17 protein-coding genes and 3 pseudogenes are annotated in these 24,953 nt (G+C 72.3%); 10 read left to right on the forward strand and 10 right to left on the reverse strand.

Annotated elements, in window-relative coordinates; genetic code table 11:
- On the reverse strand, positions 1 to 743 hold a 743-nt coding region (locus ACFVSN_RS32710), incomplete at its 3' end, for a transposase (RefSeq protein ID WP_387957316.1).
- Positions 744 to 940: 197 nt separating this feature from the next.
- Between ACFVSN_RS32710 and ACFVSN_RS32715 the strand changes: the two are divergent.
- Positions 941 to 2,065, forward strand: a pseudogene (locus tag ACFVSN_RS32715) (IS30 family transposase).
- A 242-nt stretch (positions 2,066 to 2,307) separates the two neighbouring features.
- Positions 2,308 to 3,474 carry a DMT family transporter gene (locus ACFVSN_RS32720; RefSeq protein WP_387957227.1) on the forward strand — a complete coding sequence of 389 codons (1,167 nt, stop codon included), beginning with the start codon at positions 2,308 to 2,310 and terminating at the stop codon, positions 3,472 to 3,474.
- Here the strand turns inward: ACFVSN_RS32720 and lepB are convergent.
- Complete coding sequence (gene lepB, locus ACFVSN_RS32725) at positions 3,437 to 4,213, reverse strand: signal peptidase I (RefSeq protein WP_380435201.1); 777 nt, start codon at positions 4,211 to 4,213, stop codon at positions 3,437 to 3,439. The genes ACFVSN_RS32720 and lepB overlap by 38 nt on opposite strands.
- Before the next feature lie 232 nt (positions 4,214 to 4,445).
- Positions 4,446 to 4,781 carry a chorismate mutase gene (locus ACFVSN_RS32730; protein ID WP_380435200.1) on the reverse strand — a complete coding sequence of 112 codons (336 nt, stop codon included), beginning with the start codon at positions 4,779 to 4,781 and terminating at the stop codon, positions 4,446 to 4,448.
- Between the two features lie 287 nt (positions 4,782 to 5,068).
- On the opposite strand from ACFVSN_RS32730, the gene ACFVSN_RS32735 reads away from it, so the two are divergent.
- A complete protein-coding gene (locus ACFVSN_RS32735; protein ID WP_380435199.1) occupies positions 5,069 to 5,494 on the forward strand; it encodes an OsmC family protein in 426 nt (141 codons plus the stop codon).
- A 395-nt stretch (positions 5,495 to 5,889) separates the two neighbouring features.
- On the forward strand, positions 5,890 to 7,845 hold the full coding sequence (locus ACFVSN_RS32740; protein ID WP_380435198.1) for a putative bifunctional diguanylate cyclase/phosphodiesterase: 1,956 nt from the start codon (positions 5,890 to 5,892) through the stop codon (positions 7,843 to 7,845).
- A 560-nt stretch (positions 7,846 to 8,405) separates the two neighbouring features.
- Here ACFVSN_RS32740 and ACFVSN_RS32745 read toward each other — a convergent pair.
- Positions 8,406 to 9,494 (reverse strand): LLM class flavin-dependent oxidoreductase, encoded by a 1,089-nt coding sequence (locus ACFVSN_RS32745; protein ID WP_380491366.1) that lies wholly within the window; start codon positions 9,492 to 9,494, stop codon positions 8,406 to 8,408.
- Positions 9,495 to 10,133: 639 nt separating this feature from the next.
- On the opposite strand from ACFVSN_RS32745, the gene ACFVSN_RS32750 reads away from it, so the two are divergent.
- Positions 10,134 to 10,721, forward strand: a complete 588-nt coding sequence (locus tag ACFVSN_RS32750) for a DedA family protein (RefSeq protein ID WP_380435299.1) — start codon at positions 10,134 to 10,136, stop codon at positions 10,719 to 10,721.
- A gap of 260 nt (positions 10,722 to 10,981) precedes the next feature.
- Positions 10,982 to 12,259: a hypothetical protein gene (locus ACFVSN_RS32755; RefSeq protein ID WP_380501479.1), complete on the forward strand. Its 1,278-nt coding sequence runs from the start codon at positions 10,982 to 10,984 to the stop codon at positions 12,257 to 12,259.
- 57 nt (positions 12,260 to 12,316) lie between these two features.
- Here ACFVSN_RS32755 and ACFVSN_RS32760 read toward each other — a convergent pair whose 3' ends face one another.
- From ACFVSN_RS32760 to ACFVSN_RS32785, 6 genes and pseudogenes are all read right to left on the reverse strand, one after another.
- Positions 12,317 to 13,213: an alpha/beta fold hydrolase gene (locus ACFVSN_RS32760; protein ID WP_387957230.1), complete on the reverse strand. Its 897-nt coding sequence runs from the start codon at positions 13,211 to 13,213 to the stop codon at positions 12,317 to 12,319.
- The gene (locus ACFVSN_RS32765; RefSeq protein WP_387957318.1) at positions 13,210 to 14,337 is read right to left on the reverse strand and encodes a branched-chain amino acid ABC transporter permease; all 1,128 of its coding nucleotides are present in this window, start codon (positions 14,335 to 14,337) and stop codon (positions 13,210 to 13,212) included. Before ACFVSN_RS32765 ends, ACFVSN_RS32760 begins: the two co-directional genes overlap by 4 nt.
- A gap of 209 nt (positions 14,338 to 14,546) precedes the next feature.
- Positions 14,547 to 15,413, reverse strand: a complete 867-nt coding sequence (locus ACFVSN_RS32770) for a branched-chain amino acid ABC transporter permease (RefSeq protein WP_387957232.1) — start codon at positions 15,411 to 15,413, stop codon at positions 14,547 to 14,549.
- Positions 15,414 to 15,640: 227 nt separating this feature from the next.
- Positions 15,641 to 16,348, reverse strand: a pseudogene (locus ACFVSN_RS32775) (ABC transporter ATP-binding protein); the annotation flags it as partial.
- Positions 16,345 to 17,133 carry an ABC transporter ATP-binding protein gene (locus ACFVSN_RS32780; RefSeq protein WP_380501487.1) on the reverse strand — a complete coding sequence of 263 codons (789 nt, stop codon included), beginning with the start codon at positions 17,131 to 17,133 and terminating at the stop codon, positions 16,345 to 16,347. The gene ACFVSN_RS32780 and the pseudogene ACFVSN_RS32775, both read right to left, overlap by 4 nt.
- Positions 17,134 to 17,137: 4 nt before the next feature.
- A complete protein-coding gene (locus tag ACFVSN_RS32785; protein ID WP_387957234.1) occupies positions 17,138 to 18,400 on the reverse strand; it encodes a substrate-binding domain-containing protein in 1,263 nt (420 codons plus the stop codon).
- Between the two features lie 304 nt (positions 18,401 to 18,704).
- Between ACFVSN_RS32785 and ACFVSN_RS32790 the strand changes: the two are divergent.
- The 4 genes and pseudogenes from ACFVSN_RS32790 (at position 18,705) to ACFVSN_RS32805 (ending at position 24,952) form a co-directional block, all read left to right on the forward strand.
- Positions 18,705 to 19,557: pseudogene (locus tag ACFVSN_RS32790) on the forward strand (CoA transferase subunit A).
- A gap of 4 nt (positions 19,558 to 19,561) precedes the next feature.
- The gene (locus ACFVSN_RS32795) at positions 19,562 to 20,260 is read left to right on the forward strand and encodes a 3-oxoacid CoA-transferase subunit B (RefSeq protein ID WP_387957236.1); all 699 of its coding nucleotides are present in this window, start codon (positions 19,562 to 19,564) and stop codon (positions 20,258 to 20,260) included.
- A 472-nt stretch (positions 20,261 to 20,732) separates the two neighbouring features.
- Entirely contained in the window at positions 20,733 to 22,880 is a 2,148-nt protein-coding gene (locus ACFVSN_RS32800; RefSeq protein WP_387957238.1) for a glycosyltransferase family 2 protein, read from the forward strand.
- Between the two features lie 212 nt (positions 22,881 to 23,092).
- Positions 23,093 to 24,952, forward strand: a complete 1,860-nt coding sequence (locus tag ACFVSN_RS32805) for a galactose oxidase-like domain-containing protein (RefSeq protein WP_387957320.1) — start codon at positions 23,093 to 23,095, stop codon at positions 24,950 to 24,952.
- Position 24,953 lies beyond the last annotated feature (1 nt).

The raw sequence follows: 24,953 nt of genomic DNA on the forward strand, positions 1-24,953 counted from the left end.
TCGACGTCCTGTCCGGCGACCAGGGCCAGGATCCCGACCGCGTTCGCGGCCCGCTCGCCCAGCGGCTGCTCGGGCAGGTGCCCGAGCAGCCGCAGCGCGTCGCCGGCCAGGGCGTCCACCAGGTCGGCCCGGGCCTGCTCGTCGTTCCAGGCGATGCGGGGTTTGCCCGGATCGGTGTAGTCGTGCGCGGTGCAGTGCAGGGCCGCGACCGCATCGGCGCCGGGGACCTCGCGGATCACCGCGCGGACGGCGGCGATCAGCTGGGTGACGGTGTCCTGAGTGGCGACCGCGTCGTCCAGGACGGTCGAGTCCAGCGCCCGCTTCTGGCGGCCCTTCAGCACGCCGGTCGCGTTCACGACCTCCCGCACGGCCTCGAAGACGCGGTTGGGACGGGCAGAGCGGGCGAGTCGGCGGCGGAAGTAGGACAGCAGGGACGGGTCGAACGCGGTGTCGTTCAGCCCGAGACCGCAGGCGGCCTTCCACCGCAGGTCGCACCGCAGTTCCTGGACCGTCTCGAAGTCGGACAGGCCGTGCAGGGCCTGCAAAGTGATCGCCGCGGCCAGGACCTGCGGCGGCATGCTCGGGCGGCCGTTCGCCGACGGGTACATGTCCGCGAACATCGCCGCCGGGAACAGCCGGCCTCGGTGCTCGGCCAGGAACGCGAACACGCTCCCCGCCGGGATCAGCTCCCGGCACGTCTCCCACACGTCCGGCCCGACCGTCTCCCCGGCCCATTCCCCCATCGCCACAGAATGAGTCTGGCCCCACCGCTTGCGCGGCGGGGCCAGAACCCAAGATCTTCATCAGCCTTCTAGGGATCGTTGCAACACCCTGACCGGGGACTGCAATGACCTTCGAGATTCGTAAGGAACGGACCAGACAGGGGCCGCGCAAACTGGTCCGTGAGCAGGCGGAATACTTCCGGCTCATGGACCAGGGGCTGAGCAGCCAGGAAGCATGCCGGATCGTCGGGATCAACTTTCGGACCGGCAAGCGATGGCGCAACGGCAGTCAGCCGACCGGCACGAGGAAGGGGAAGCCGCCCGTTCAGCGGCCGGCTTCCCCTCTGCCCGACTCCTCCCGCCATTTGCGGGAGGAAGAGCGCATTCACATCGCGGACCGGCTTCGTGAGAAGGCATCGATCCGCTCGATCGCTGCCGAGCTGGGCCGTAGCCCCTCCACCGTCAGCCGCGAGATCAAGCGCAACCGGCACCCCGACAGCGAGGTCTACCGCCCGCACGCGGCCCAGGCCCGGGCTGACGCCCGTCGGCCACGCCCCAAGCCGCGCAAGATTGCCCGGAGCCCCGAACTAGGGGACTTCATCCAGGAACACTTGGACAGGAAGTGAAGCCCGGAGCAGATCTGCCAGGCTCTACGGGCACGGTTTCCCGAACGGCCGGAGATGCACGTGGTCCACGAGACGGTCTATCAGACCCTCTACCTGCAAGGACGCGGTGAGTTGCGTCGCGAAATCGCGGCTGCCCTGCGCTCGGGACGCACCTGGCGCCGGCCGCATCGCCAGGCCCAGCGGCGCCAGCCACGGTTCACCACCCCGATGGTCATGATCAGCGATCGGCCCGCCGACGCGGAGGACCGGGCAGTGCCCGGCCACTGGGAGGGCGACCTAATCATCGGCAAGGACGGCACCTCAGCCATCGGTACCCTGGTCGAACGCGCCACCCGCTACGTCATGCTCCTGCATCTGCCGAACGGCCGCACCGCCGAGCACGTCCGGGACGCCCTCGTAACCACCGTGCAGGCCTTGCCGGCCCACCTGGTGCGTTCACTGACCTGGGACCAGGGCTCCGAGATGGCCTCCCACGGCTCGTTCACCGTCGTCACCGGCGTTCCGGTCTACTTCTGCGACCCGGCCAGTCCCTGGCAGCGTGGCTCGAACGAGAACACGAACGGCCTGCTCCGCCAGTACTTCCCCAAGGGCACCGATCTGTCCCTCCACGGTCCGGAGCGCCTGGCCGCGGTCGCCGCCGAACTCAACGGCCGCCCGCGCAAAACGCTCGGCTGGGAAACCCCAGCCGAGCGCCTGCATAAACTCATCGCAGCCTGATCAAACCGACCACGTGTTGCAACAACCCCTGGAATCCGCCGAGTCGGCGCCGGGGCGTTGCCGTGCGCCTTCACGTCCCCTTGCTTCCCGTTGCTTCCCCTTACTTCCCCTTACTGCCCCCTGCTCCCTCTTACTCCCTGCGGGCGAGCGGTGTGAATACTCCGCTGCGTACAGTTGCCCGCAGGACCAAATGGCGGAATGGCGCCTTACACCATCGGCGGTATGACTGTCACAATGCGTCGGTGCACCAGACAACGGCCCCGTCCGCCCGCCCCTCCGGACGAACCCTCGGCCTCGGCCTCGCGCTGATCTCCGCCTGCGCCTTCGGCGGCTCCGGCACGGCCGCGAAGCCGCTGATCGAGGCCGGGCTCTCCCCGCTCCACGTGGTCTGGCTGCGGGTCACCGGTGCCGCCGTGGTCCTCCTGCCGATCGCCTACCGCCACCGCGGCGCCGTGCTCCGCCGCCCCGGCCTGCTGATCGGCTTCGCCCTGCTCGCCGTCGCCGGCGTCCAGGCCTGCTACTTCGCGGCGATCTCCCGCATCCCGGTCGGCGTGGCCCTGCTCATCCAGTACCTCGGCCCGCCGCTGCTCATCGGCTACGTCAAGTTCGTCCAGCGCAAGCCCGTCAGCCGGGGCGCGGCGTTCGGCGCCGCGGTCGCCGTGACCGGCCTCGCCTGCGTGGTGGAGGTCTGGAACGGCCTGAGCTTCGACGCGCTCGGCGTCCTGTTCGCGCTCGGTGCCGCCTGCTGCCAGGTCGGCTACTTCGTGCTGGCCGACGCCGGCCGCCGGGGCGAGCGACCGGTCGACCCGATGGCCGTCAGCGCGTTCGGCCTGCTGATCGGCGCGGTCGTGCTCACCGTGGCGACCCGGCCCTGGGAGGCCGACTGGAGCCCGCTCGGCGGGGACGTCGTGATGAACGGGCACTCGCTGCCCGCGTTCCTCCCGGCCGCCTGGATGGTGCTCGTGGCGACCGTCCTCGCCTACTTGACCGGCGTGGTCTCCGTCGGGCACCTCTCGCCGCCGGTCGCCGGGGTGGTGGCCAACCTGGAGGCCGTCGTCGCCACCGTGCTGGCCTGGATCCTGCTCGGCGAGCACCTCGGGCTGCCGCAGCTCGCGGGCGGCCTGCTGGTGCTCGCCGGGGCGTTCGCGGCCCAGGCGAGCAAGCCGGCGGAGGCCGCGGGGACCGCGCGGGCGGCGGAGTCCGTCGCGGTGGACGCCGTCGCGGTCGAGCCCGTCGCGGGGGCGGTGGCGGCGGCGGCCGAGGCCGTCGCGGTGGACGCCGTCGCGGTCGAGCCCGTCGCGGGGGCGGTGGCGGCGGCGGCCGAGGCCGTCGCGGTGGACGCCGGGGAGCCGACCACCGCCGAGAGCGGGGTCAGCGGCCGACCCAGCCGAACCAGTCGAAGTGGTTGAGCGGCCACACGACGGCCGACACCGGCCCCACCACGTTGCCCACCGGCACCGCGCCGCCACCCGGGCCGCTGCGGTGGTAGCGGGAGTCCGCCGAGTCGCTGCGGTGGTCGCCCTCCACCCAGATGTGCCCGGCCGGCACCGTCACCGGCCCGAAGTCCAGGCCGGCGCAGGAGTCGTCCCCCGGGTGGAGGTACGGCTCGTCGACCTTCTTCCCGTTCACGGTGAGCGTGGTGCCGGTGCACTGCACGGTCTGACCACCGGTCGCGATCACCCGCTTGACCAGGTAGTTGTCGTCCTTCGGCGGCACCAGCCCGACGAAGCTCAGCGCCGAGGTGAGCGCGTTGGTGAACGGGTTGCCGTCGACCGGCTGCGGCGGGAGCCAGTCGCCCGGGTCCTTGAAGACCACCGGCTGCCCCTGCTCCGGCTCCCAGCCGGTCAGCGGCGCCAGCTTGTTCACGCCGACCCGGTCGCCGATCCGCAGCGTGTTCTCCATCGAGCCGGACGGGATGGTGAACACCTGGAGCAGACAGGTCTTGATCAGCAGCGCGAGCGTCAGGCCGACCGCGATCATCGCCGGGATCTCGATCCACCACGGCCGCGGCTTGCGCCGCGTCCGCCGGGCCTTGCGGGCGCGTCCGCCACGGGCCCGGCGGCGGGCCTCGGCGCGACCGCCGGGGGCGGCGGAACTCTCGGCACGGCCCTCGGCCTCGCTCGGCGTTTCGGGCAGGTTCACCGCCATCGTCGCTGCTCCACCTCTCCGGCTGCGGAAACCTGCACGCTACGCCAACCGTGGAGCCTCACGAAATCCGGACTTTAGCCGCGCCCGACACCCCCGGCACCCCTGACACCGGGCCCCCGGGACGCTGATTCACCGCCGCGGAGCCCGCCGGTACCGGTTGAAAACAGTCGGAACCGGTCGACATCGGTCAGTGCCGGACCTTCTCGGGCCCGCGGCCCTCGTGCGCGGAGCCTCAGGCGCGGGCGATCGCCTCGTGGTGGCGGATGACCTCGGCGATGATGAAGTTCAGGAACTTCTCAGCGAAGACCGGGTCCAGCTTGGCCCCGGCGGCCAGCTCGCGCAGCCGCTTGATCTGGTCCCGCTCCCGCGCCGGATCGGCCGGCGGCAGCTTGTGCTCGGCCTTGAGCCGGCCGACCCGCTGGGTCGCCTTGAACCGCTCGGCCAGCATGTGGACCACCGCGGCGTCGATGTTGTCGATGCTCTCGCGCAGGCTGGTCAGCTCGGCGCGCACGGCGTCGTCCACCCCCGCGGGCAGAGCGGCGTCGGAGGTCGTGGGGTGGTCCGTCATCGCGGCGGCTCCCGGAAAGGCTGGTGGTGGAAACCCGGCCGTACGGCGGCCGAGCTCGGGCCCGCGCCAATCTAACAGGGCTCCCGGCCCCGGTCCCCTCCGTTGCACCCGACCGTCCACGATCCGGACGGCGCACGCACCGCCGCACCGCCGGGCACCCGAAGTACCCGGGGACGGACCGGGGCCCACCGTAGGCTGGTGCGTGCATGACCGGAAGTGACGCACCAGCAGTTCCTCAGCTGCTCCTCAGCAGTTCCGCAGCAATGTCAGCAATGGAGGTACCGATCGTGGCTACGACCCGCACCGCCCGCACCGCCTGGGAGGGCAACCTGCTCCAGGGCAAGGGGCAGGTGACCTTCGCCTCGTCCGGCATCGGTGAGTACCCCGTCTCCTGGGCGGCCCGTGCCGAGGAGCCCAACGGCAAGACCAGTCCGGAGGAGCTGATCGGCGCCGCGCACTCCGCGTGCTTCTCGATGGCCCTCTCGCACGCCCTGGCCGGCGCCGGCACCCCGCCCGCCAAGCTGGACACCCAGGCCGACGTGACCTTCCAGCCCGGCGCCGGCATCACCGGCATCCACCTGACCGTGGTAGGCGACGTCCCGGGCCTGGACGAGGCCGGCTTCGTGAAGGCCGCCGAGGACGCCAAGGCGAACTGCCCGGTCAGCCAGGCCCTCACCGGCACCACCATCACCCTGACGGCCACGCTGGCCTGACGTTCCGGCGGACGCCCCGCCGGCCGAGGCCCCACCCCGCTTCGCGCTCCCGGCGCGCAACCGGTGTCATGGGGCGCGGGTTCGGCGCACGCGCCCCTGGCGCACATCATGTGATGTGTACCGGGGGCGTCTGCATGTACCGCCACGGTTGACCCCAAAGCGGGCGAATCACCCTGGCGGCGGTCACCGCGCGTTGCCGACGCGTCCTATGATCGGCCGCAGCGCCCTGTTCTTCACGCGGGTGTCCACGCGGTCTCCCCCACGCGGCAGTTCCCCGCCGGGCGTCCCGCGCCGGACCGACCCCGAGGACCGCGACAGAGTGCGGAGCCGGCCGCCGCAGTCCCGGGTGACCGGTCGGACCAGCATCAGGCGTCAGCAGCGGACGGGAGCATGCCGTGCCGGGCCAGAACGAGGGGGCCGACGCACACCACCCGGGGGTGGCCCTGGAGGACGGGCCCACCAACCGGGACGGAGCCCGGGACAGCACCCCCGAGGTGGCCCCGGACGCGGCACCCGAAGTGCTCCTCTGCCCCACCTGCTCGGCGCCACTGACCAACGGCGCCCACCGGGCGGACGACGGGACCGACCGGATGCTCACCGCACTGCGGGCCAGCGAGTCCCGCTTCCGGGCCGCCTTCTGCGACGCCGTCATCGGCATGGCCCTGATCGACCCCGACGACCGGATCATCGAGGTCAACCCCGCCTTCGCGGCCCTGCTCGGCCGCGGCGTCGGCGAACTCGTCCGCACCCACCTGCACGAGATCCTCGACCCGGAGGGCATGCCGCACCGGCTCTTCCCCGCCCTCGTCCACGGCGGACGCGAACGGTTCCGGGTCGAGAAGCAGCTCAGGCACCGCGAAGGCCGCACGGTCTGGAGCAAGGTGACCGTCTCCCTCATCCGGGACAGCGCCGGGCACCCCCTCTACACCCTCGCCCTCGTCGAGGACATCACCGAACAGCGCCGGCTCGGCGACCGCCTCGAATACCAGGCCCTCCACGACCCGCTGACCCGGCTCCCCAACCGGACCTACTTCTTCGAACGCCTCGACGCCGCCTGCCTCACCGGCGACCCCCGCCCCGCGGACGGGCGCCGCGTCGGCGTCTGCTACCTCGACCTCGACGGCTTCGCCGCGATCAACGAGACCCTCGGCCACCACATCGGCGACCAGCTCCTGATCGCCGTCGCCACCCGGCTGCGCGGCGGCTTCCCCGGGCACAGCGCCCACCTGGTCGCCCGGATGGGCGGCGACGAGTTCGCCGTCCTCGTCACCGACAGCGCGGGCAGCGAACAGCTCACCGACCTGGCCGCCCGCATCCTCGAAGCCCTGGAACTCCCCTTCGACATCGCCGGTCACCGCCTGGTGATCACCGCCAGCGTCGGCGTCGTCGAACGCCCCGTGCACGGGACCACCCCGACCGACCTGGTCAAGGACGCCGACGCCACCCTCTACTGGTCCAAGGCCGACGGCCGCGCACGCTGGACCCTCTACGACTCCGACCGCGGTGCCCACCAGCTCACCCGCCAGCTCCTCGCCACCGCACTGCGCCCGGCCCTCGAACGCGGCGAGTTCACCATCGAGTACCAGCCGCTGGTCGGCCTCGCCGACGGCGCGGTGCACGGCGCCGAGGCCCTGGTCCGCTGGCGCCACCCCCGCTACGGGACGCTCTCGCCCGACCGCTTCATCCCGCTCGCCGAGGAGTCCGGCGCGATCGTGCCGCTCGGCAAGTGGGTGCTGGAGGAGTCCTGCCGCCAGGCCCGGCAGTGGCTCACCGAGTTCCCCGACACCGAGACCTTCGTCAGCGTCAACCTGGCCGCCCGGCAGATCTGGGACTCCGACGTCGTCGCCGACGTCGCCCGCGCCCTCGAACGCACCGGCCTGCCCGCCCGGCTGCTCCAGCTGGAGATCACCGAGAGCGCCCTGCTCGGCCCCGGCGGCCGCCCGCTCCAGGCCCTGCAGGCGCTCGCCGACATGGGCGTCCGGATCGCCATCGACGACTTCGGCACCGGCTACTCGAACCTCGCCTACCTCTCCCGCCTGCCGGTGCACGTGCTCAAGCTCGACGGCACCTTCATCGAGGGCTTCCGCGACCCGGCCCCGGCCGGCCGGCCCGACCACCCGGCCCCCGACAGCCGCCGCAGCGACGCCGACGAGCAGATCGTCGGAGCGATGGTCCAGCTGGCCCACACCCTGGGCCTGACCGTCACCGCCGAGGGCATCGAGAACGCCGCCCAGGCCGAACGCCTCCGCCTCACCGGCTGCGACACCGCCCAGGGCTGGTACTTCGCCCGCCCCGGCGACGCCGAACGCGTCGCCGCCATACTGCGCCGGTCCCGGCCCGCCCCCCGGTAACGGGCCGGAGCGCGAGCGCCGCCCGGCGGACGGCTGCTGACTCGCGGCTGGCGGACGGCGGCTGGCGGACTGAGCGTCCGCAGGGCCGAGTACCGGGGATCCCCGCGACCCCGGCCACGACGACGGCCGGGCCGGGGGCGCTGGGGCGGCTGGCGATCAGGCGGCACCCCGGCCGCAGGGGCTCGCCACCTCGCTCTCGGCCGCCCGGTTGCCGGGCGGCTCGGTTGCTCGGCGGCTCGACGGCGGCTCGGGACGAGCCCGCGACGGTATCTGGCGGCCTGCACGACCGGAGGCCGGCAGCTGCGGGGAGTCCCCGGCCCGGCGCCCATGACCTGGCAAGGTCCGTCAGGACACGGCCGGTCGCTCGCGCGACGCGTCGCGATCGGCGTGCGAGGACGTCCGGCCCTGAGGGCTCCAGCCCCGGCACCACCTCTGTGAGCAGGCCCGTTGCCCGCCGGTCCGGTCGCCGCCGGAGTCCGCCACGGCATGCCGGTCAGGAACCCGCCGACCCCGGCCACGACGATGGCCGGGAACAGGCGGTCTGCGTCGGGCGGTCTGCCTCAGGCCGTGGCCGTCAGGCCGTAGGCCTCGGCGATCCGGCCGTAGGAGCGGAGGCGGGCCTCGTGGCCGTGGATGTGGGAGGTGATCATCAGCTCGTCGACGCCCGTTCGCTTGCGCAGGGCTTCGAGGCCGTCGGCGACCTCGCCCGGGGCGCCCAGGACCACGTTGGCCAGCCAGTTGTCGATGAAGTCGGCCTCGACCGGGCTGTACGGGTAGGACTCGGCCTCCTCCGGCGTGGGGATCGGGCCGGGGGTTCCGCGGCGCAGCCGGAGCATGCCGAGCGCCGCGGAGCGGGCGAGGCGGCGGGCGGAGTCCTCGTCGTCGGCGGCCACCGCGCTCACGCCGATGAGGGCGTAGGGCTCGGTGAGGACGGCGGAGGGGCGGAAGGAGTCCCGGTAGAGGTCGAGTGCCGGGAGGGTGTTGGCGCTGCTGAAGTGGTGCGCGAAGGCGAAGGGCAGGCCGAGGCGGCCGGCGAGCTGGGCGCTGAAGCCCGAGGAGCCGAGGAGCCAGATCGGCGGTCGGGCATCGCCGTTGGGGACGGCCGTGAGCCGGGCGTACGGGTGGCCGGCCGGGAAGTCGCCGTCGAGGAAGTGGGTCAGTTCGGCGAGCTGCTGGGGGAAGTCGTCGGCGCCCTCGGCGAGGCCGCGGCGCAGTGCCCGGGCGGTGGCCTGGTCGGTGCCGGGGGCGCGACCGAGGCCGAGGTCGATCCGGCCGGGGTGCAGGGCCTCCAGCAGGCCGAACTGTTCGGCGATGGCGAGCGGGGCGTGGTTGGGGAGCATGACGCCGCCGGAGCCGAGCCGGAGCGTGGTGGTGTGGGCGCCCAGGTGGGCGAGGAGGACGGCCGGGGTGGAACTGGCGACGCCGGGCATGCCGTGGTGCTCGGCGACCCAGAAGCGGTGGTAGCCCCAGCGCTCGGCGTTCCGGGCGAGTGCGGTGGTGGCCGCGAGCGCCTCGGCGGGGGTGTGGCCGGCGCCGACGGTCGCGAGGTCGAGGATCGAGAGCGGGGCGGGTGCGGTGCCGCGGGCGGTGCCCCGGATCGCGGGGGCGGGCGGTTCGGTGCCGTGTGTCTGCTGGTCCTCGGTGGTCATGCCGCTCGCCTTTCCGGTCTCTTCTACTCCTGCCGATCGGGGGCAACCACCGTCCGGCGCCCGCTGTTCCCCGCCTCCGGGGTGTCCCGCGGCACATCTCCGGAGCCGCCGCTCGATCCTCGACCGGAGCCGCCGCCGACCGGACGTTCGTCTGACGCAGCGCCAGCGGGCGGACACGCGTGGCGACTTCACGCCAGAGCCGGAAGTCGCCAGCCGCAGGTCTCGCGATGGACCGCCGGAGTCCGGCAGGCTGGTGATCAGGAGCGGGGGCATCGATGGGAAGCCCCCCGTTCCCGTTGACAAGGTCGCCGGGCTGGACCAGTTCCGGACGATCCATGCGAGCCCCCGGAGTGGAAACCCCGCTCCGGGGGCTCGTTCCATTCCATGTGCGGCCCGCATCCGTCCGGCCGGGCGCAAATCCGGCAGGGGCTCCACGCCCGGCGGGAAGTGCGGCAGCATGGAATGTGGCGCGGATCACTCCGGCGGCTGGTGCCGCCGACCGCGACGGCTTCGTTCCCCGGCTGTGATCCCGCGCATACCCGGGGTGCTTCATGGCATGAAAAGTCGAGGCGCTAGCGTTGACCCCAGCAGCCACCTGCTCCCCCGGGCGGCGTGGAGGGAGTACGGGCCTTGAACTTCGTGGCGGCGATCGGATCCTCGTGGATCTGCGCCCTGGCGCTCTGCGCCGTACTTGGCGACGCCCTCCTCCCCTTCATCCCCAGCGGCACGCTGGTGATCCTGGCCGTGCTCAAGACCGCGCAGATCGACGGCGCCCCGGTGCTGCTCGGCCTGGGCGTTGCGATTTCCTCGTTCCTCGGCGACCTCCTGCTGCTGCACCTCGCCCGACGCGGCGCCCCGCTGGTCCAGCGGCGGCTGGCGCGGCGCCCCAAGCTCGCGGCGAGCGTGTCCCGGGTGCAGCAGGCCCTGGTCGAACGGCCGCGCGGGGCCGCCGCCGCGATGGTGGTGGTCGCCCGGTTCGTGCCGGCGGGAAGGACCGTCCTCGACCTGGCCATCGGGCACTCCCCCGACCACCCGCACCGCTTCCTGCACTGGTCGGCGCTGGCGGCGCTGGTGTGGGCCGCCTACATCGTGACGCTGGGCTGGCTGAACAGCCACTGGTTCGACACCGCCTGGCTCAGCCTGGCCGTCTCCTGCACGGCGGCGACCGTGGTGAGCACCGCGATAGCACGAATAGTGCGCCGCAACCGGCGACTCTCGGCACTCTGACGGAGCCCGCCCCCGCGGCGGTACGGTACTGCCCGAGCGAGTAGTCGGCCGCGAAGCGTCACAGGACCGCAACAGAACCGGGATCCCTGCAGCCCAGCCGGGCGCCATGGGCGTGTTGACCCACGTCGGGCCCGGACGACCCCTTTGATCGCCGTCCGGTCCGCATGACATGCTAACGGCGGAATACTCATCAATTGCCCGATTTGACCGGTAAGGCCCAGAGCCGCCCGCACCACCGGCCGTCGGCACCAGGGGAGACCATGACCAGCATCTCGCGCAGGACCGTGCTCAGTGCCACCGCAGCGACCGCGGCCCTCGGGGCGGTCGCGGCCTGTTCCAGCAACGGCTCCGGCTCGGGACCGGCCTCCTCCTCCGCCCCCTCGGGCACCCCCGCCCCCGCCCCGACCGGCACCACCGATCCGACCCAGGCCGTGGTGCCCAAGGGCACGCCGATCGGTGACGGCTCCAACGCGGACACCGGGCCCCAGCCGAACCAGCCCAAGCCCGAGAAGCTCAAGCCCGGCGAGCGTCCGCCGCAGTTCGTCGTCTTCTCCTGGGACGGCGCGGGCGGCACCGACGACGGCCAGTTCCCCCGGTTCCTCAAGCTGGCCGAGCAGTACAAGGCCACGATGACCTTCTTCCTCTCCGGCATATACGCCCTGCCGAAGGGCAAGTCCAGCCTCTACCACCCGCCGAAGCACGCGGTCGGGGCCTCCGACATCCCGTACCTGTCGGACGGCGCGGTCAAGAGCACGCTCAAGCTCGTCAGCCAGGCCTGGCTGGCCGGGCACGAGATCGGCACCCACTTCAACGGGCACTTCTGCTCCAGCCGCCCGGACAAGAACGGGGTCAACATGTGGACCCCGGACGACTGGCAGAGCGAGATCGACCAGGCGATCGGGTTCGTCACCCAGTGGCGGACCAACACCGGCTTCACCGACGTCGACCCGCTGCCCTTCGACTACAAGAAGGAGCTCATCGGCGGCCGGACCCCGTGCCTGGAGGGGCAGAAGGCGCTGCTGCCGACGGCGGCGAAGATGGGCTGGAAGTACGACGCGAGTTCGGCGGGCGGCCTCCAGATATGGCCGCAGAAGGTGCAGGACGGCAAGGTCTGGGACTTCCCGCTGCAGTCCATCCCCTTCCCGGGGCACACCTTCCAGGTCCTGTCGATGGACTACAACATCCTGGCCAACCAGTCCAGCGGCAGCACCAAGGGAGACCCGTCCAAGTACGGCGACTGGCGCAACCAGGCCCGGGACTCCTACCTGGCCGGCTTCGACCGCGCCTACAACAGCAACCGTGCGCCGTTCTTCATCGGCAACCACTTCGAGCAGTGGAACGGCGGCATCTACATGGACGCCGTCGAGGACGCGCTCAAGGCCATCGCCGGCAAGCCCGAGGTGCGGCTGGTCTCCTTCAAGCAGCTCGTCGAGTGGCTGGAGGTGCAGGACCAGTCCACCCTGCGCAAGCTGCGCACGCTCAACGTCGGCCAGGCGCCCACCGGCGGTTGGGAGACCTTCCTGGGCGCGGCCGGCTGACGGCCGCACCCGGCGAGCGGCGGGAGGGGACAGGGGCGGGGACGGGGACGGCGGACGCTAGGCGTGCCCGCCGGACAGGCGGCCCGCGATGGCCCCGGCGCCGTCCGCCGACCAGAGAATCGAGTAGTGGTTGGTGTCCGGCACGGGCGAGGCCGGGACCCGTGCCCGGTCGAGCCCGGACCGCGCGACCCGCTCGGCGTCGTAGAGGCCCTGCGCTTCGTCGAGCAGGCCGCGTTCCGCCCACAGCAGTTCGGCCGGGCAGGGCAACCGGTGCACGGCTGCGGCCGCTTCGGTGTCCAGCAGCACCTGGGCACCATCGGTCTGCACGGCCTCCAGCACACAGGAGGAGCGCAGCTCGGGCTCGCGGCCGACCAGGTCCCGCTGGGTGTAGGCGTCGATCCCGTCCGACCAGGCGGAGCCGACGGCCGGATGCCGCTGCCAGAACGCCCGGTAGGCGTTCCGGTCCGGGAAGGTCATCGAGAGGCGCGCCAGCGCTGGGCCGAGCACGGCGGCGAGGGCGTCCTCCTCTCGGACGCCGTCGGGCAGCGGGAAGGTCAGCGCTCCGTCCACGAGCAGCACCCGGCCGACGAGTCGGCGGTGCCGCACCGCCGCCAGGGCGGCCACCCACGCCCCCATGGAATGCCCGACGACGGTGGCCGGCCCGAGTCCGAGCGCGTTGATCAGTGCGGCCACGTCGTCTGCGTGGCGGGCCAGGCCGTACGGCCCGGCGAGCGCGCGGCTGCCGCCGCGGCCCCGCAGGTCGGGGGCGAGCAGAGTGACCTTCCCGGCCAGTTGGCGGGCGACCTCGTACCACGCGAGGCCGTTGGCGGTGATGCCGTGCACCGCCACGACGGTGGGCGCCCGCGGGTCCGCGGCGGGCCAGCGCAGGACGGACAGCGCGCCGCCGGGCACCGGGACGGCCAACTCCTCGGGGTGCAGGGACGACTGGCTCACGTGGGACCACCTCCGGTGGGACGGGCAGGACGGACGCCACCCGGCGGGCGCGTCGCGCGGGCGGATCGGGCGGCGCGGATACGGGCGGGCAGCCTGGCCAGACCGCCGGGCAGCAGGTAGACCACGGCGACGAACAACGCGCCGAGCAGGAACAGCGGTTGGGAGAGCGGGGCGCGCAGGACCGCGGGGAGGTCCGCGACCGTCCCCGAGTTGGCGAGGTCGCCGAGCCGGTGACCGGCCCAGGTGTAGAGCACGCCGCCGAGCAGCGGACCCCAGCGGGTGCCGGATCCGCCGAGGACCACCATGACCAGCAGCGCGAGGGTGGCGTCCGAGGTGGCGGCCTGCGGAGTGGCGCCGCCGGTCAGCAGCAGGTAGACGACCCCGCCCGCTCCGGCGAGTCCGCCGGCCAGCACGAAGGCGACCAACTTGTAGCCGTAGGGCCGCAGTCCGAGCACCTCGACCCGGCGCTCGTTCTCCCTGATGCCCTCCCAGACCCTGCCGGTCGGCGAGTTGACGGCACGGTGGACGACGCCGAGGGTCAGCGCCAGGTAGGCGACGGCGATCCAGTACAGGTTGGCGGTGTTCTCGATCCCGAGCAGGCCGGCGGGCAGGTGGTCGGCCGGCGCGGACCGGCCCTCCTCGCCACCCGTGATGCCACCGGGGTTGCGCTGGACGAGGATCGAGCCGGCCTGGGCGAAGGCGAGGGTGACCATGGAGAACCCGATGCCGGAGACGCGGAGGCTGACCGAGCCGAGGAGCAGGGCCAGCGCGACGGTGCAGGCCACGCCGAACACCGCGGCGGCGGCGAACGGCAGGTCCAGCTCCAGCATCCCGAGGTCGGTGGCGTACAGGCCGGTGGCGAAGTAGAGGGCGTGGCCGAAGGAGAGCAGTCCGGTCCGGCCGAGCAGGAGGTCGTACCCGGTGGCGAGCGCCCCGTAGAGCAGGCACAGGGCGATGAGTTGGAGACTTCCCGGGCTGCCGAGCGGGCCGTCGAGCAGTCCCGGGACGGGAAGCACACTGTATGGGGCGACAAGGAGCGAGATCAGCAGAGCGATCGGCCACCAGCGTAGCGCTCTGTGCACCGGTGTCGAGCGATTAGTGACTAAATCACCTGTTCGAGGGATACCGCGCGGCTCGTTCCTGTGATCGGATGTGGTCACGGCAGGGCCGGTGTCAGTCCCCCCTGCCACAGTGTCGGTGTCGGCGGAGCTGGTGTCAGTCCCCTCTGCTGACATGGTGGTCCCGGCAGGGCTGGTGTCAGTCCCCCCTGCCAGGGTGGCGGCGGTTCGGTCGGCCGTCATGCCACCGGTGCTCGTGATCGGTGTTTCGGCGCTCACGCGAGCCTCCTGGTGAGTCCACGGGGTCGGACGAGAAGCAGGACGGCGAGCAGGACGACGACGGAGAGGTCGCCGAGCCCCGCCCCGGTGTAGTAGTTGGCGAACTGCTGGACGAGACCGACGCCGGCCGAGGCGACGGCGGCGCCGGTGACCGAGCCCAGGCCGCCCATCACGACGACGACGAACGCGAAGACGAGCAGGCCGGTCCCCTGGCCGGGGGTGACCGAACCGAAGTAGAGGCCGCCGAGGGCCCCGCCGAGCGCGGCGGCGGCCCCGCCGATGGCGAAGACGAGGGTGAAGGCCCGACGGACGTCGATGCCGAGCGCCGTGACCATCGCCCGGTCCTCGACGCCGGCCCGGACGATCAGCCCGTAGCGGGTGCGGGCGAGGAACAACCGAAGAGTGAGCAACAGCACCGCGGCGGCGGCCACGAGCACGAAGCGGTTGACCGGGACGGTCGCGCCGAGCACGTGCCAGGTGCCGGCGAGGGCGGCGGGCTGGGGGAAGGGGCGGGCGTCCGCGCCCCACACCCCCATCAGCAGGGCGGGGACGGCGAGCCCGGCCCCGACGGTGGCGAGGATCTGGTCGCGCGGCCGGCTGTAGAGCGGCCGGATCAGGGAGAGCTCCAGCAGGACGGCGGTGGCCGTCCCGACGAGGGTGCCGAAGGGCACGGCGAGCCAGAAGGAGAGACCGGCCTCGGTGCCGGCCCACCAGGTGGCATAGGCGCCGATCGAGAGCAGGGCGCCGTGCGCGAAGTTGAGCACGTCCATCAAACCGAAGATCAGCGACAGACCGGAGGCGATCAGGAAGTACAGCGCACCGAGACCGAGTCCAGTGCAGGAGAGGAGAACGATGGTGTCCATCAGGGCTTCACCTCCGTGGTGACGGCGGAGACGCTCGGAGCTCCCAAGGGCGGGGCCGCCGCCGGCGCGGCAGCCGCGGGCATGGCCGCCGAGGCCGTGGCCGCCGCGACCGACCGGCGGGTGCCGACGCCGAGCAGGCGACGGGCGGCCTCCTCGTCGGCCACCAGCGCGACGGTGTCGCCCTGGTGGGCGGTACGGCCGTCGGCCAGGACGGCCGACCGGCGGGTGCCGACGCCGAGCAGGCGACGGGCGGCCTCCTCGTCGGCCACCAGCGCGACGGTGTCGCCCTGGTGGGCGGTACGGCCGTCGGCCAGGACGACGCAGGTACCGGCGAGCCGGCGCACGAGGGCGAGGTTCTGCTCGACCAGGAGGACGGGCACGGCCTCGGCCGCGCGGGCCAGCACGTCGGCCACCTCGGCGACGACCTTCGGGGCCAGGCCCTTGGTCGGCTCGTCGGCGATGATCAGCCGGTTGCGGTTGAGCAGCGTCCGGGCGATCGCCACCATCTGCTGCTGGCCGCCGGAGAGGGTGCCCGCCAACTGTGCGGACCGCTTCCTCAGTTCGGGGAAGAGTTCGTGGACGAGGGCGTAGTCCGGTTCGCCGCCGGGAGCGCCGCGCTCGGCGACACGGAGGTTCTCGGCGATCGTCAGGCCGGCGAAGATCCCCCGGTCCTCGGGGGCGTAGCCGATGCCGTGGCGAACCACCAGATGAGTCGGAAGAGAGGAGATCTCCGTATCGGCGAAGAGGATGCTGCCCGTTCGGGGCACCAGGCCCATGACGGCCCTGACGGTGGTGGTCTTGCCCGCGCCGTTGCGGCCGAGGAGCGCGGTGACCCCGGCCGGGGCGACGTCCAGGTCGACGCCGTGCAGGATGTGCAGCCCGTTGACGACCACGCGCAGATCGCGAACGGAGAGGAGAGGAGGAAGGCCGGTCACAACGCCTCGCCCAGGTAGGCCTGTTGGACGGTGGGGTCGGCCATCACGGCCTCCGGGGTGCCCAGGGCGAGCAGAGTGCCGTGGTGCATCACCGCGAGGCGGTCGGCGAGGCCGAGCAGGACGTCCATGTGGTGCTCGACCATCAGGACGGTCCGGCCGAGGTCCCGGTGCACCGAGCGGATCAGCGCGGTGAGGGCGGGCACCTCCTCGGCGCTCACCCCGGCCATCGGCTCGTCCAGCAGGATGAGTCGGGGGTCGGAGACCAGCAGGACGGCCAGTTCGAGCTTGCGCTTCTCGCCGTGGGAGAGCGCGCTTGCCACGGTGTCGGCCCGGTGGGCGAGTTCGGTGCGGCGGAGGGTCTCGTCCACCTGGTCGGCGAAGCGGTCGGCGCGGCGCCAGAGCCGGTACGAGGCGCCCGGCCCGGCGGACGCCTGGGCGGCGAGACGGACGTGGTCGGCGACGGTCGTGCCCGGCCAGAGGGAGGAGGTCTGGAAGGTCCGGCCGAGTCCGCGGCGGGCGCGGGCGTGGACGGGCTCGGCGGTGATGTCGGCGCCGTCGAGGCGAAGGCGGCCGTGGGTCGCCGGGTAGATGCCGGAGATCAGGTTGAACAGGGAGGTCTTGCCGGCCCCGTTGGGGCCGATGAAGGCGATGAACTCGCCTTCGGCTACGGAGAAGGAGACGTCCTCGACGATCGGGACGCCGCGGACGGACCAGCCGAGTCCGTCCAGACTCAGAACGGAGGTGGTCACGGGCGGGGAGGGAGTGGGCAGAGCCGGAGCGGGCATCGGATCAGCCCGCCATCGGGGCGACCGGGGGCGCGACCTCGTCCGCGGTGAGGGCCTTCGCCACGGAGGGCCTGGCATCGGCGCCGGTGCCGGTCAGCCGGACCTGGAACATCGGCTGGAGCAGGGCGTGGTCCTCGGCGCGGACGGTGGTCCGGCCCTTGACCCCGTCGAAGCTCCAGCCCTCCAGGGCCTTCACCAGGGCCGAAGTGTCCTCGGCGGAGCCGTGGGCGGCCTCGACGGCGTGGACGATCATCTGCGCGGCGGTGAAGCCGTCGGGGGTGAAGATGTCGGTCTTGCCCCCGGCGGCGGTCACGGCGTCCGTCATGGCCTTCTCCACCGGGGTTCCGGCGGCACCGGCGAAGTAGTGGTTCAGGAAGTAGATCCGTTCGCCGGCCGGACCGAACAGCGGGTAGGAGGCGGCCAGGTCGAGGCCGGTGACGACCTTGGTGCCGGAGAACACGTCCTGCTGGCTGAGCGCCGTCCACAGGGCCGACGCGGTGTCGCCGGCCCAGGCGACGAAGAGCAGATCGGGCCTGGCGTTCCCGGCCTGGGTGGCGAAGGGGGTGAGGTCGGTGGCGCTCGGCGGGGCGAGCACCTGCTCGACCGTCGCGCTCTGGGCGCCCAGTACGTCCTTGACGGCGGCCACGTTGGCCTGGCCGAAGGCGTTGTCCTGGGCGAGCACCGTCACCTTCCTGCCCTTGGCATCGCCGATGAACGAGGCGGCGGTGCGGATGTCCTGGTAGGACTGGCGGCCGGAGCGGAAGGTGTACCGGTTCAGGCCGGTGATCTTGTCGGCGGCGGCCGGGCCGCTGATGAAGAGCACCTTGTTCTGGGCGGCGATCGGGCCGACCTGGAGGGCGACGCCCGAGGCGGTGGAGCCCGCGAGGATCTTGTGCCCCTTGCCGATCAGGTCCTTGGCGGCGGACACCGCCTTGGCCGGGTCGCCCGCGTCGTCCTGCTCCTCGACCTCGATCCGGTGTCCGTCGACCGCGCCGGTGCCCTTGGTCGCGTAGTCCAGACCCGCCTTGAAGCCGTCCACGTACTGCTTTCCGTAGGCGGCCAGCGGGCCGGTCCTGGAGTACACCAGGCCGACCTTGACCGGGCTCTTCACACCGCCGCCGTCCGCCGCGCCCGTCCCGGCGGTGCCGGCCTTGGCGCAGCCCGCGGCGAGCAGGACGCAGGCCGCGAGCGCGGCGAGCCGCCGCCCCGGTCCGCCGGTCGGGGCCCGACGGGCCGCGGTCCTGGTGGGGGCTGTCGAGCTGCGCATGGTGACCGACTCCTGGGGGTGCGGCGGGTGGATGCCGGAACCGTAGGTGTGCGGCGAGACCGGCGACATGTGCCCGGACGACGCATCAGCCGGTCGTGGTGTGGCTGCGACCGCCATACCGTCGGGCCCCGGAGGCGGCACGGGCGCCACGCGCTTGCCACGGTGTGCCCTCCTGACACGGATCCGCAGCCGGCCATGGCGGCAGCAGCCATGGCCGCGACGGCGCGGGGCCGGACACCGTGGAAGGACCGGCGTTCCCTGCTCGCGACTCGTCCGCCCACAACTCCCCTCACGAGGTGCTCCTTTGGACAAGGTCATGGACTCCCCTGCCGACGCGGTCCGGGACATCCCCGACGGCGCCGTGCTGGCCGTCGGCGGCTTCGGCCTCTGCGGCATCCCCAGCACGCTGATCGGCGCCCTGGTGCACGCCGGGGCCACCGGGCTGCGCGTGGTCTCCAACAACTGCGGGGTGGACGACTGGGGGCTGGGCCTGCTGCTGCGGGCGGGCCGGATCGCCCGGATGACGTCCTCCTACGTCGGCGAGAACAAGGAGTTCGCCCGGCAGTACCTCTCGCGAACTGGAGGTGGAGCTGACGCCGCAGGGCACGCTGGCCGAGCGGCTGCGGGCCGGCGGGGCGGGCATCCCGGCGTTCTACACCCCGGCGGGCGTCGGCACCCAGGTCGAGGAGGGCGGGCTCCCCTGGCGGTACGCGGCGGACGGAACGGTCGCGCTCGCCTCGCCGGCCAAGGAGGTCCGGGAGTTCGGCGGCCGGCGCCACCTCCTGGAGGAGGCGATCACGGCCGACTTCGCGCTCGTCCGGGCCGAGGCGGCGGACCGGCACGGCAACTGCGTCTTCCACGCGGCCGCCCGCAACTTCAACCCGCTCTGCGCGGCGGCGGCCCGGATCACCGTGGTCGAGGCCGACCGGATCGTCGAACCGGGAGCGCTGGATCCGGACGCCGTGCACCTCCCCGGCGTGTACGTCGACCGGGTCGTGGCCGCGGACCCCACCGACCGGCGGATCGAGCGCCGCACGGTCCGCGCAACGCCAGCGACGCCCGGCACCCCCACCGCCCCGACCCCCACCCCCACCGCCACCGCCACCGCCACCGCCACCGCCACCGCCACCGCCACCGCCACACGAGAGCAGGCCTGAGCCGATGACCGCCGCGACACCGCTCGACCCCCGCAAGGCACTCGACCCCCGGAATGCATCCAACCCCCGCAAGGCACCCGACCCCCGGAACGCCCTTGCCGCGCGCGCCGCGAGGGAGTTGCGCGACGGGGAGTACGTGAACCTGGGCATCGGCCTGCCCACCCTGATCCCCGACCATCTCCCGCCGGGCGTGGAGGTGGTGCTGCACTCGGAGAACGGCGTCCTGGGCGTGGGCCCGTACCCGGCCGACGGCGCCGAGCACGCCGACCTGATCAACGCGGGCAAGGAGACCGTGACCGTCGCGGCGGGCGCCTCGTACTTCGATTCGGCCGTCTCCTTCGGCATGGTCCGGGCCGGCCGGATCGACGTCTCGGTGCTCGGCGCGATGCAGGTGTCGGCGGCCGGCGACCTCGCCAACTGGATGATCCCCGGGAAGACGGTCAAGGGCATGGGCGGCGCGATGGACCTCGTGCACGGCGCCCGGCGGCTGATCGTCGTCATGGAACACACGGCCAGGGACGGCTCACCGAAGATCGTCGAGGAGCTCACGCTCCCCGCCACCGGGCGGCGGGTCGTGGACCGGATCGTCACCGACCTGGCGGTCGTGGACGTGACGCCGGCCGGGCTGCTCCTCGTGGAGACGGCACCCGGCAGAACCCTCGAAGAGGTGCGCGCAGCGACCGGAGCCCCATTGCTGACGTAGCGTCAAGTTACTTGTCGAGAAACGGAGATGGCGAAGAGAGGGCCTCAACGCGAAGTCCGCTCTTCGCCCGCTCATTCGACCGGAGCGGGCCCCGATGCGCCGGACGCGTCCAATCCGCGCCAATATCACTTCGGCACTCCGGTTTGGCTTGGAACCGTAGTATCTTCACGCTTGCGCACTGATCATCTCTCAGATCGGTTGCGATCACCGCGACCCTCCGGGAGAGTTGAGCACGCCAAGGATCCCGCACACCCGGAGGGGAAACCGGGAAGTGCTCCGGGATCCCGCATTCGAAGCCGGTCGCGCAGTTACACGCCATGTAGTCACACAATAGAATTGATTGCTCACGGTTTATGTGACGAATAGCCCGGAAACTGCCTGACCCACCGCAGTTCACCGGGCAGTGTTCTGCCCCGGGCGGCTCCGAAGCGGCGGCGCAGCCAGTCGACGCACGACTCCGGGGGGAGCAACCATGACCTTGCCGTTCTCGCGGCGGAAAGACGCCGAGACGGCCGACGGCGGCGGCAGTACACGGATCGACGACGCCTTGGCCGACGTACCGGCCCCCGAAGCCCCGTACGACTACGCCCACTTCAGCCGACTCGCCGGACCGGCCCTCGACCCCGGCGACGGGGTCTACCGGACCGACGCCTGGACCGACGCCTGGGCCGACAACTGGACCGACACCCGAATACACCCCGACGACGGCGCCCGCACCGACACCGGTACCGGAACCGACGCGGAAACGGAAGCCGAGCCCGGCACCGGATCCGCGCCCTACCGCATCCAGTACCGCAGCCTGCTGCGCCGCGAGCCGCACCGGATCCGCGCCGCCCTGCTGCTGGTGGCCGCCCCGCTCGTGGAAGCGGTGCTGCTGGTCTGGCTGTTACTGCCCGAACACTGGCCCGAGCGCCCCGGCGAGACGGACGCGTGGCTGCTCACCGCCGACAAGGTGATGATCGGGATCATCGCCGTCGTCGAGGTGTTCCGGCTGGTCAACGTGGTCTCCAACGCCCACGCCACCCTCGTCGCCCGCGATCCCGTCCCGGTCACGCCCGAGCGCGGCACCAGGGTCGCCTTCCTCACCACCTGTGTGCCGGGCAAGGAGCCCGCGGAGATGGTCCGGGCCACGCTCACCGCCGCGCTCGCCGTGCGGCACGAAGGCCCCTACGACGTCTGGCTGTTGGACGAGGGAAACGATCCTGCGATGCGCGCGCTCTGCGCCGAGCTGGGCGTCCGCCACTTCAGCCGCTTCGGCCGGCCGCACTGGAACCGGCCCGAGGGCAGGTTCCGCGCCAAGACCAAGCACGGCAACTACAACGCCTGGCTCCAGGCGCACGGCGACGACTACGACTTCTGGGTGTCGGTCGACACCGACCACGTCCCGCTGCCGGACTTCTGCGAGCGCATGCTCGGCTACTTCCGCGACCCCGACGTGGCATTCGTCGTCGGCCCCCAGGTGTACGGGAACTACCGCAGCTCGGGCTCGGCGGTCACCAAATTCTCCGAGAGCCAGCAGTACCTCTTCCACGCGCTGATTCAGCGCGCCGGAAACCGCTACGGGGCGCCGATGTTCGTCGGCACGAACAACGCCGTGCGAATCGGCGCGCTCCAGTCGATCGGCGGGTTGTACGACTCCATCACGGAGGACATGGCGACCGGTCTGGAGTTCCACCGGAGCCGCAACCCCCGGACCGGTGCCCGCTGGAAGTCCGTCTACACCCCGGACGTCCTGGCGGTCGGCGAGGGCCCGTCCTCCTGGACCGACTTCTTCTCCCAGCAACTGCGCTGGAGCCGCGGCACGTACGAGACCCTGCTCACCCAGTACTGGCGGGTGATGTGGAAGCTCTCCCCCGGGCGGCTGCTCAACTACTCGCTGATGGTCTGCTTCTACCCGATGGCGGCGCTGACCTGGCTCCTCGGGGCGGTCTCCAGTGTGCTCTACCTCGTCTTCGGGGCGTCCGGCGTCCACGTCTCCTCGGAGATCTGGATGATGCTCTACAGCGACGCCGCCGCGCTCCAGCTCCTGCTCTACACCTGGAACCGCAAGCACAACGTGAGCCCGCACGAGCCGGCCGGCTCCTCCGGGGTCGCGGGCATGGTGATGTCGGCGCTCTCCGGGCCGGTCTACGCGGCCGCCCTGGTGCAGGCCGCGCTGCGGCTGCGCAGCCGCTTCGTCGTCACACCGAAGGGCGGCTCGGCCAGCCCCGACCGGTTCTCCACGTTCCGGCTGCACCTGTTCTGGACGGTCGTGTTCGGGGCCGCGATCGTCGCGTCCTTCTTCACCGGCCACGACCACGCGGCCATGCGCACCTGGGCGTTCATCGCCCTCGTCCTGACGCTGCTGCCCCTGCTGGTGACCGCCGCGGACACCGTCCGGCGCCGGCGGGCCAGGCCCACGGCCACGCTCACCGTGACCGGGGGCGGCCCCTCGGCCACCGCCGTCCGGGTGGACCAGCCCACCGTCCAGCTGCGCCGGCCGGTCCTCCTCGACCCCGCCGCACTCGACCCCGCCGCACTCGACCGGGAGTCGCGGGACCACTCGGGCCTCGACCAGCCCACGCTGGAACTCCGGAGGCCGCCGCAGCCCCGGCAGGCCGAGCCCTCCTCCACCCGCTGAGCGAATGCCCGCCGAGCGGCTGCCCGTCGGGCGTTCACCGCGATCACCCACCGAACAGCCACCCACCGAACAGCCACCCACCGAGCAGCCACTTGCCGAACAGCCACCCGTCGAACCGGCCCACGAGGGGACCGATCACCGTGAAGATCCACAACGCCGGACGGACCAGGCGCTTCGCCCTCGGCAGCACGGTCGCCCTGACCGTGGCCGGGATGAACGCGCCCGCCGTCCTCGGTTTCGCCTCCGACCAGTACCACCAGTACGTGATCAACCGTCCGGAGTACAAGGCGGAGTACGGCCACTGGCAGACCCTCACGCTGCCCGCCGAGTTCCGGGTCAACGCCGTCCACGCCACGCTCCTGCGCACCGGCAAGGTCCTGGTCGTGGCCGGCTCCGGCAACGACGAGAAGGCCTTCGGCGCGGGCACGTTCAAGAGCCTCCTCTGGGACCCGGCGAAGAACACCTACAAGCTCGTCCCGACCCCGGACGACATGTTCTGCGGCGGCCACACCTCGCTGCCCGACGGCCGGGTGCTGGTCGCCGGCGGCACCCAGCGGTACGAGAAGCTGGACGGCGCCGTGAAGAAGGCCGCCGGCACCATGCGCGTGCGCAACGAGAGCCCCGAACGCGCCCGGACGTTCCCCAAGGGCACCGTCTTCGTCGCCCCGAACGGCCGCGAGTACGCCTCCACCGCCGACGTGACCGTCCCGGCCGCGGTGAAGACCGGCTCGGGCACCGGAACCGTCGTGACGGCCAGCGAGCAGCACGTGTTCGTCGAGGCCGTCGGGGAGGGCAAGGACTACCTCACCGACGCCCGTGCGCAGTACCGGATCAAGGGCCTGAGCGGCGTGGACGCCCACAACCTGTACGGCATGAACGACAAGATGACTTTGGAGAAGCAGGAATACCAGGGCATCCGCGCGGCGTTCGAGTTCAACCCGGACACCGAACTGTACGAGCAGGTCACCGACATGACCCACGCCCGGTGGTACCCGACGCTCACCGGGCTCGGCGACGGCCGGGTGGTCACGGTGTCCGGCCTCGACGACACCGGACAGATCCTCAACGGCAACGACAACGAGGTCTACGACCCCAGGTCCAAGACCTGGGCCAAGGCCCCCGACCGCTACTTCCCCACCTACCCGTCGCTCTTCCTGACCACCTCCGGCAAGCTCTTCTACTCCGGTTCCAACGCCGGCTATGGCCCCGCCGACAAGGGCCGCGAGCCGGGCCTGTGGGACCTGACGAACAACGGCTTCCAGCCCGTCCCGGGCCTGCGCGACCCCGGCCTCACCGAGACCTCGTCCTCGGTGCTGCTGCCGCCCGCGCAGGCGCAGAAGGTGATGGTGCTCGGCGGCGGGGGCGTCGGCGAGTCGCCGCTGTCCAGCGCCCGCACGGACATCGCCGACCTCTCCGCGCCGGAGCCCGCCTTCACCCCCGGTCCCGACCTGCCCGCCGGCGGCACCCGGTACCTCAACAGCGTGATCCTGCCGGACGACACCGTCTTCACCACCGGCGGCTCCAGCGGCTACCGCGGCAAGAGCGGCAGCGACCTGCTCAAGGCGCAGGTCTACCACCCCGGCACCAACACCTTCACCAAGGCCGCCGAACCGACCGTCGGCCGCGACTACCACTCCGAGGCGCTGCTGCTCCCCGACGGCCGGGTCGCCGTGCTCGGCTCCAACCCGCTCTTCGCCGACGACGCCAACACCACGCCCGGCGGCTTCGAGCAGCGGATCGAGATCTACACCCCGCCGTACCTGTACCACGGCGACCGCCCGCAGGTCACCGCCGCGCCCGAGGGGGCCAGGCTCGGCAGCACCGTCACCGTCGGCGCGGCGCGCCCGGACGCCGTCACCACGGCCAAGCTGATCCGGCCGAGTTCGGTCACCCACGTGACGGACGTCGAGCAGCGGTCGGTGGCCCTGGACATCACCGGCCGCACGGCGGACGGCGTCTCGCTCACGCTGCCGGGCAACCCCAACCTGCTGCCGCCCGGCTGGTACATGCTGTTCCTGACGGACTCCGCCGGTACCCCGTCCGTCGCACGCTGGATCCAGGTGACGGGCTGAC

Origin of the sequence: Kitasatospora sp. NPDC057904 (assembly GCF_042887925.1) — a bacterium.
Classification (GTDB): Bacteria; Actinomycetota; Actinomycetes; order Streptomycetales; family Streptomycetaceae; genus Kitasatospora.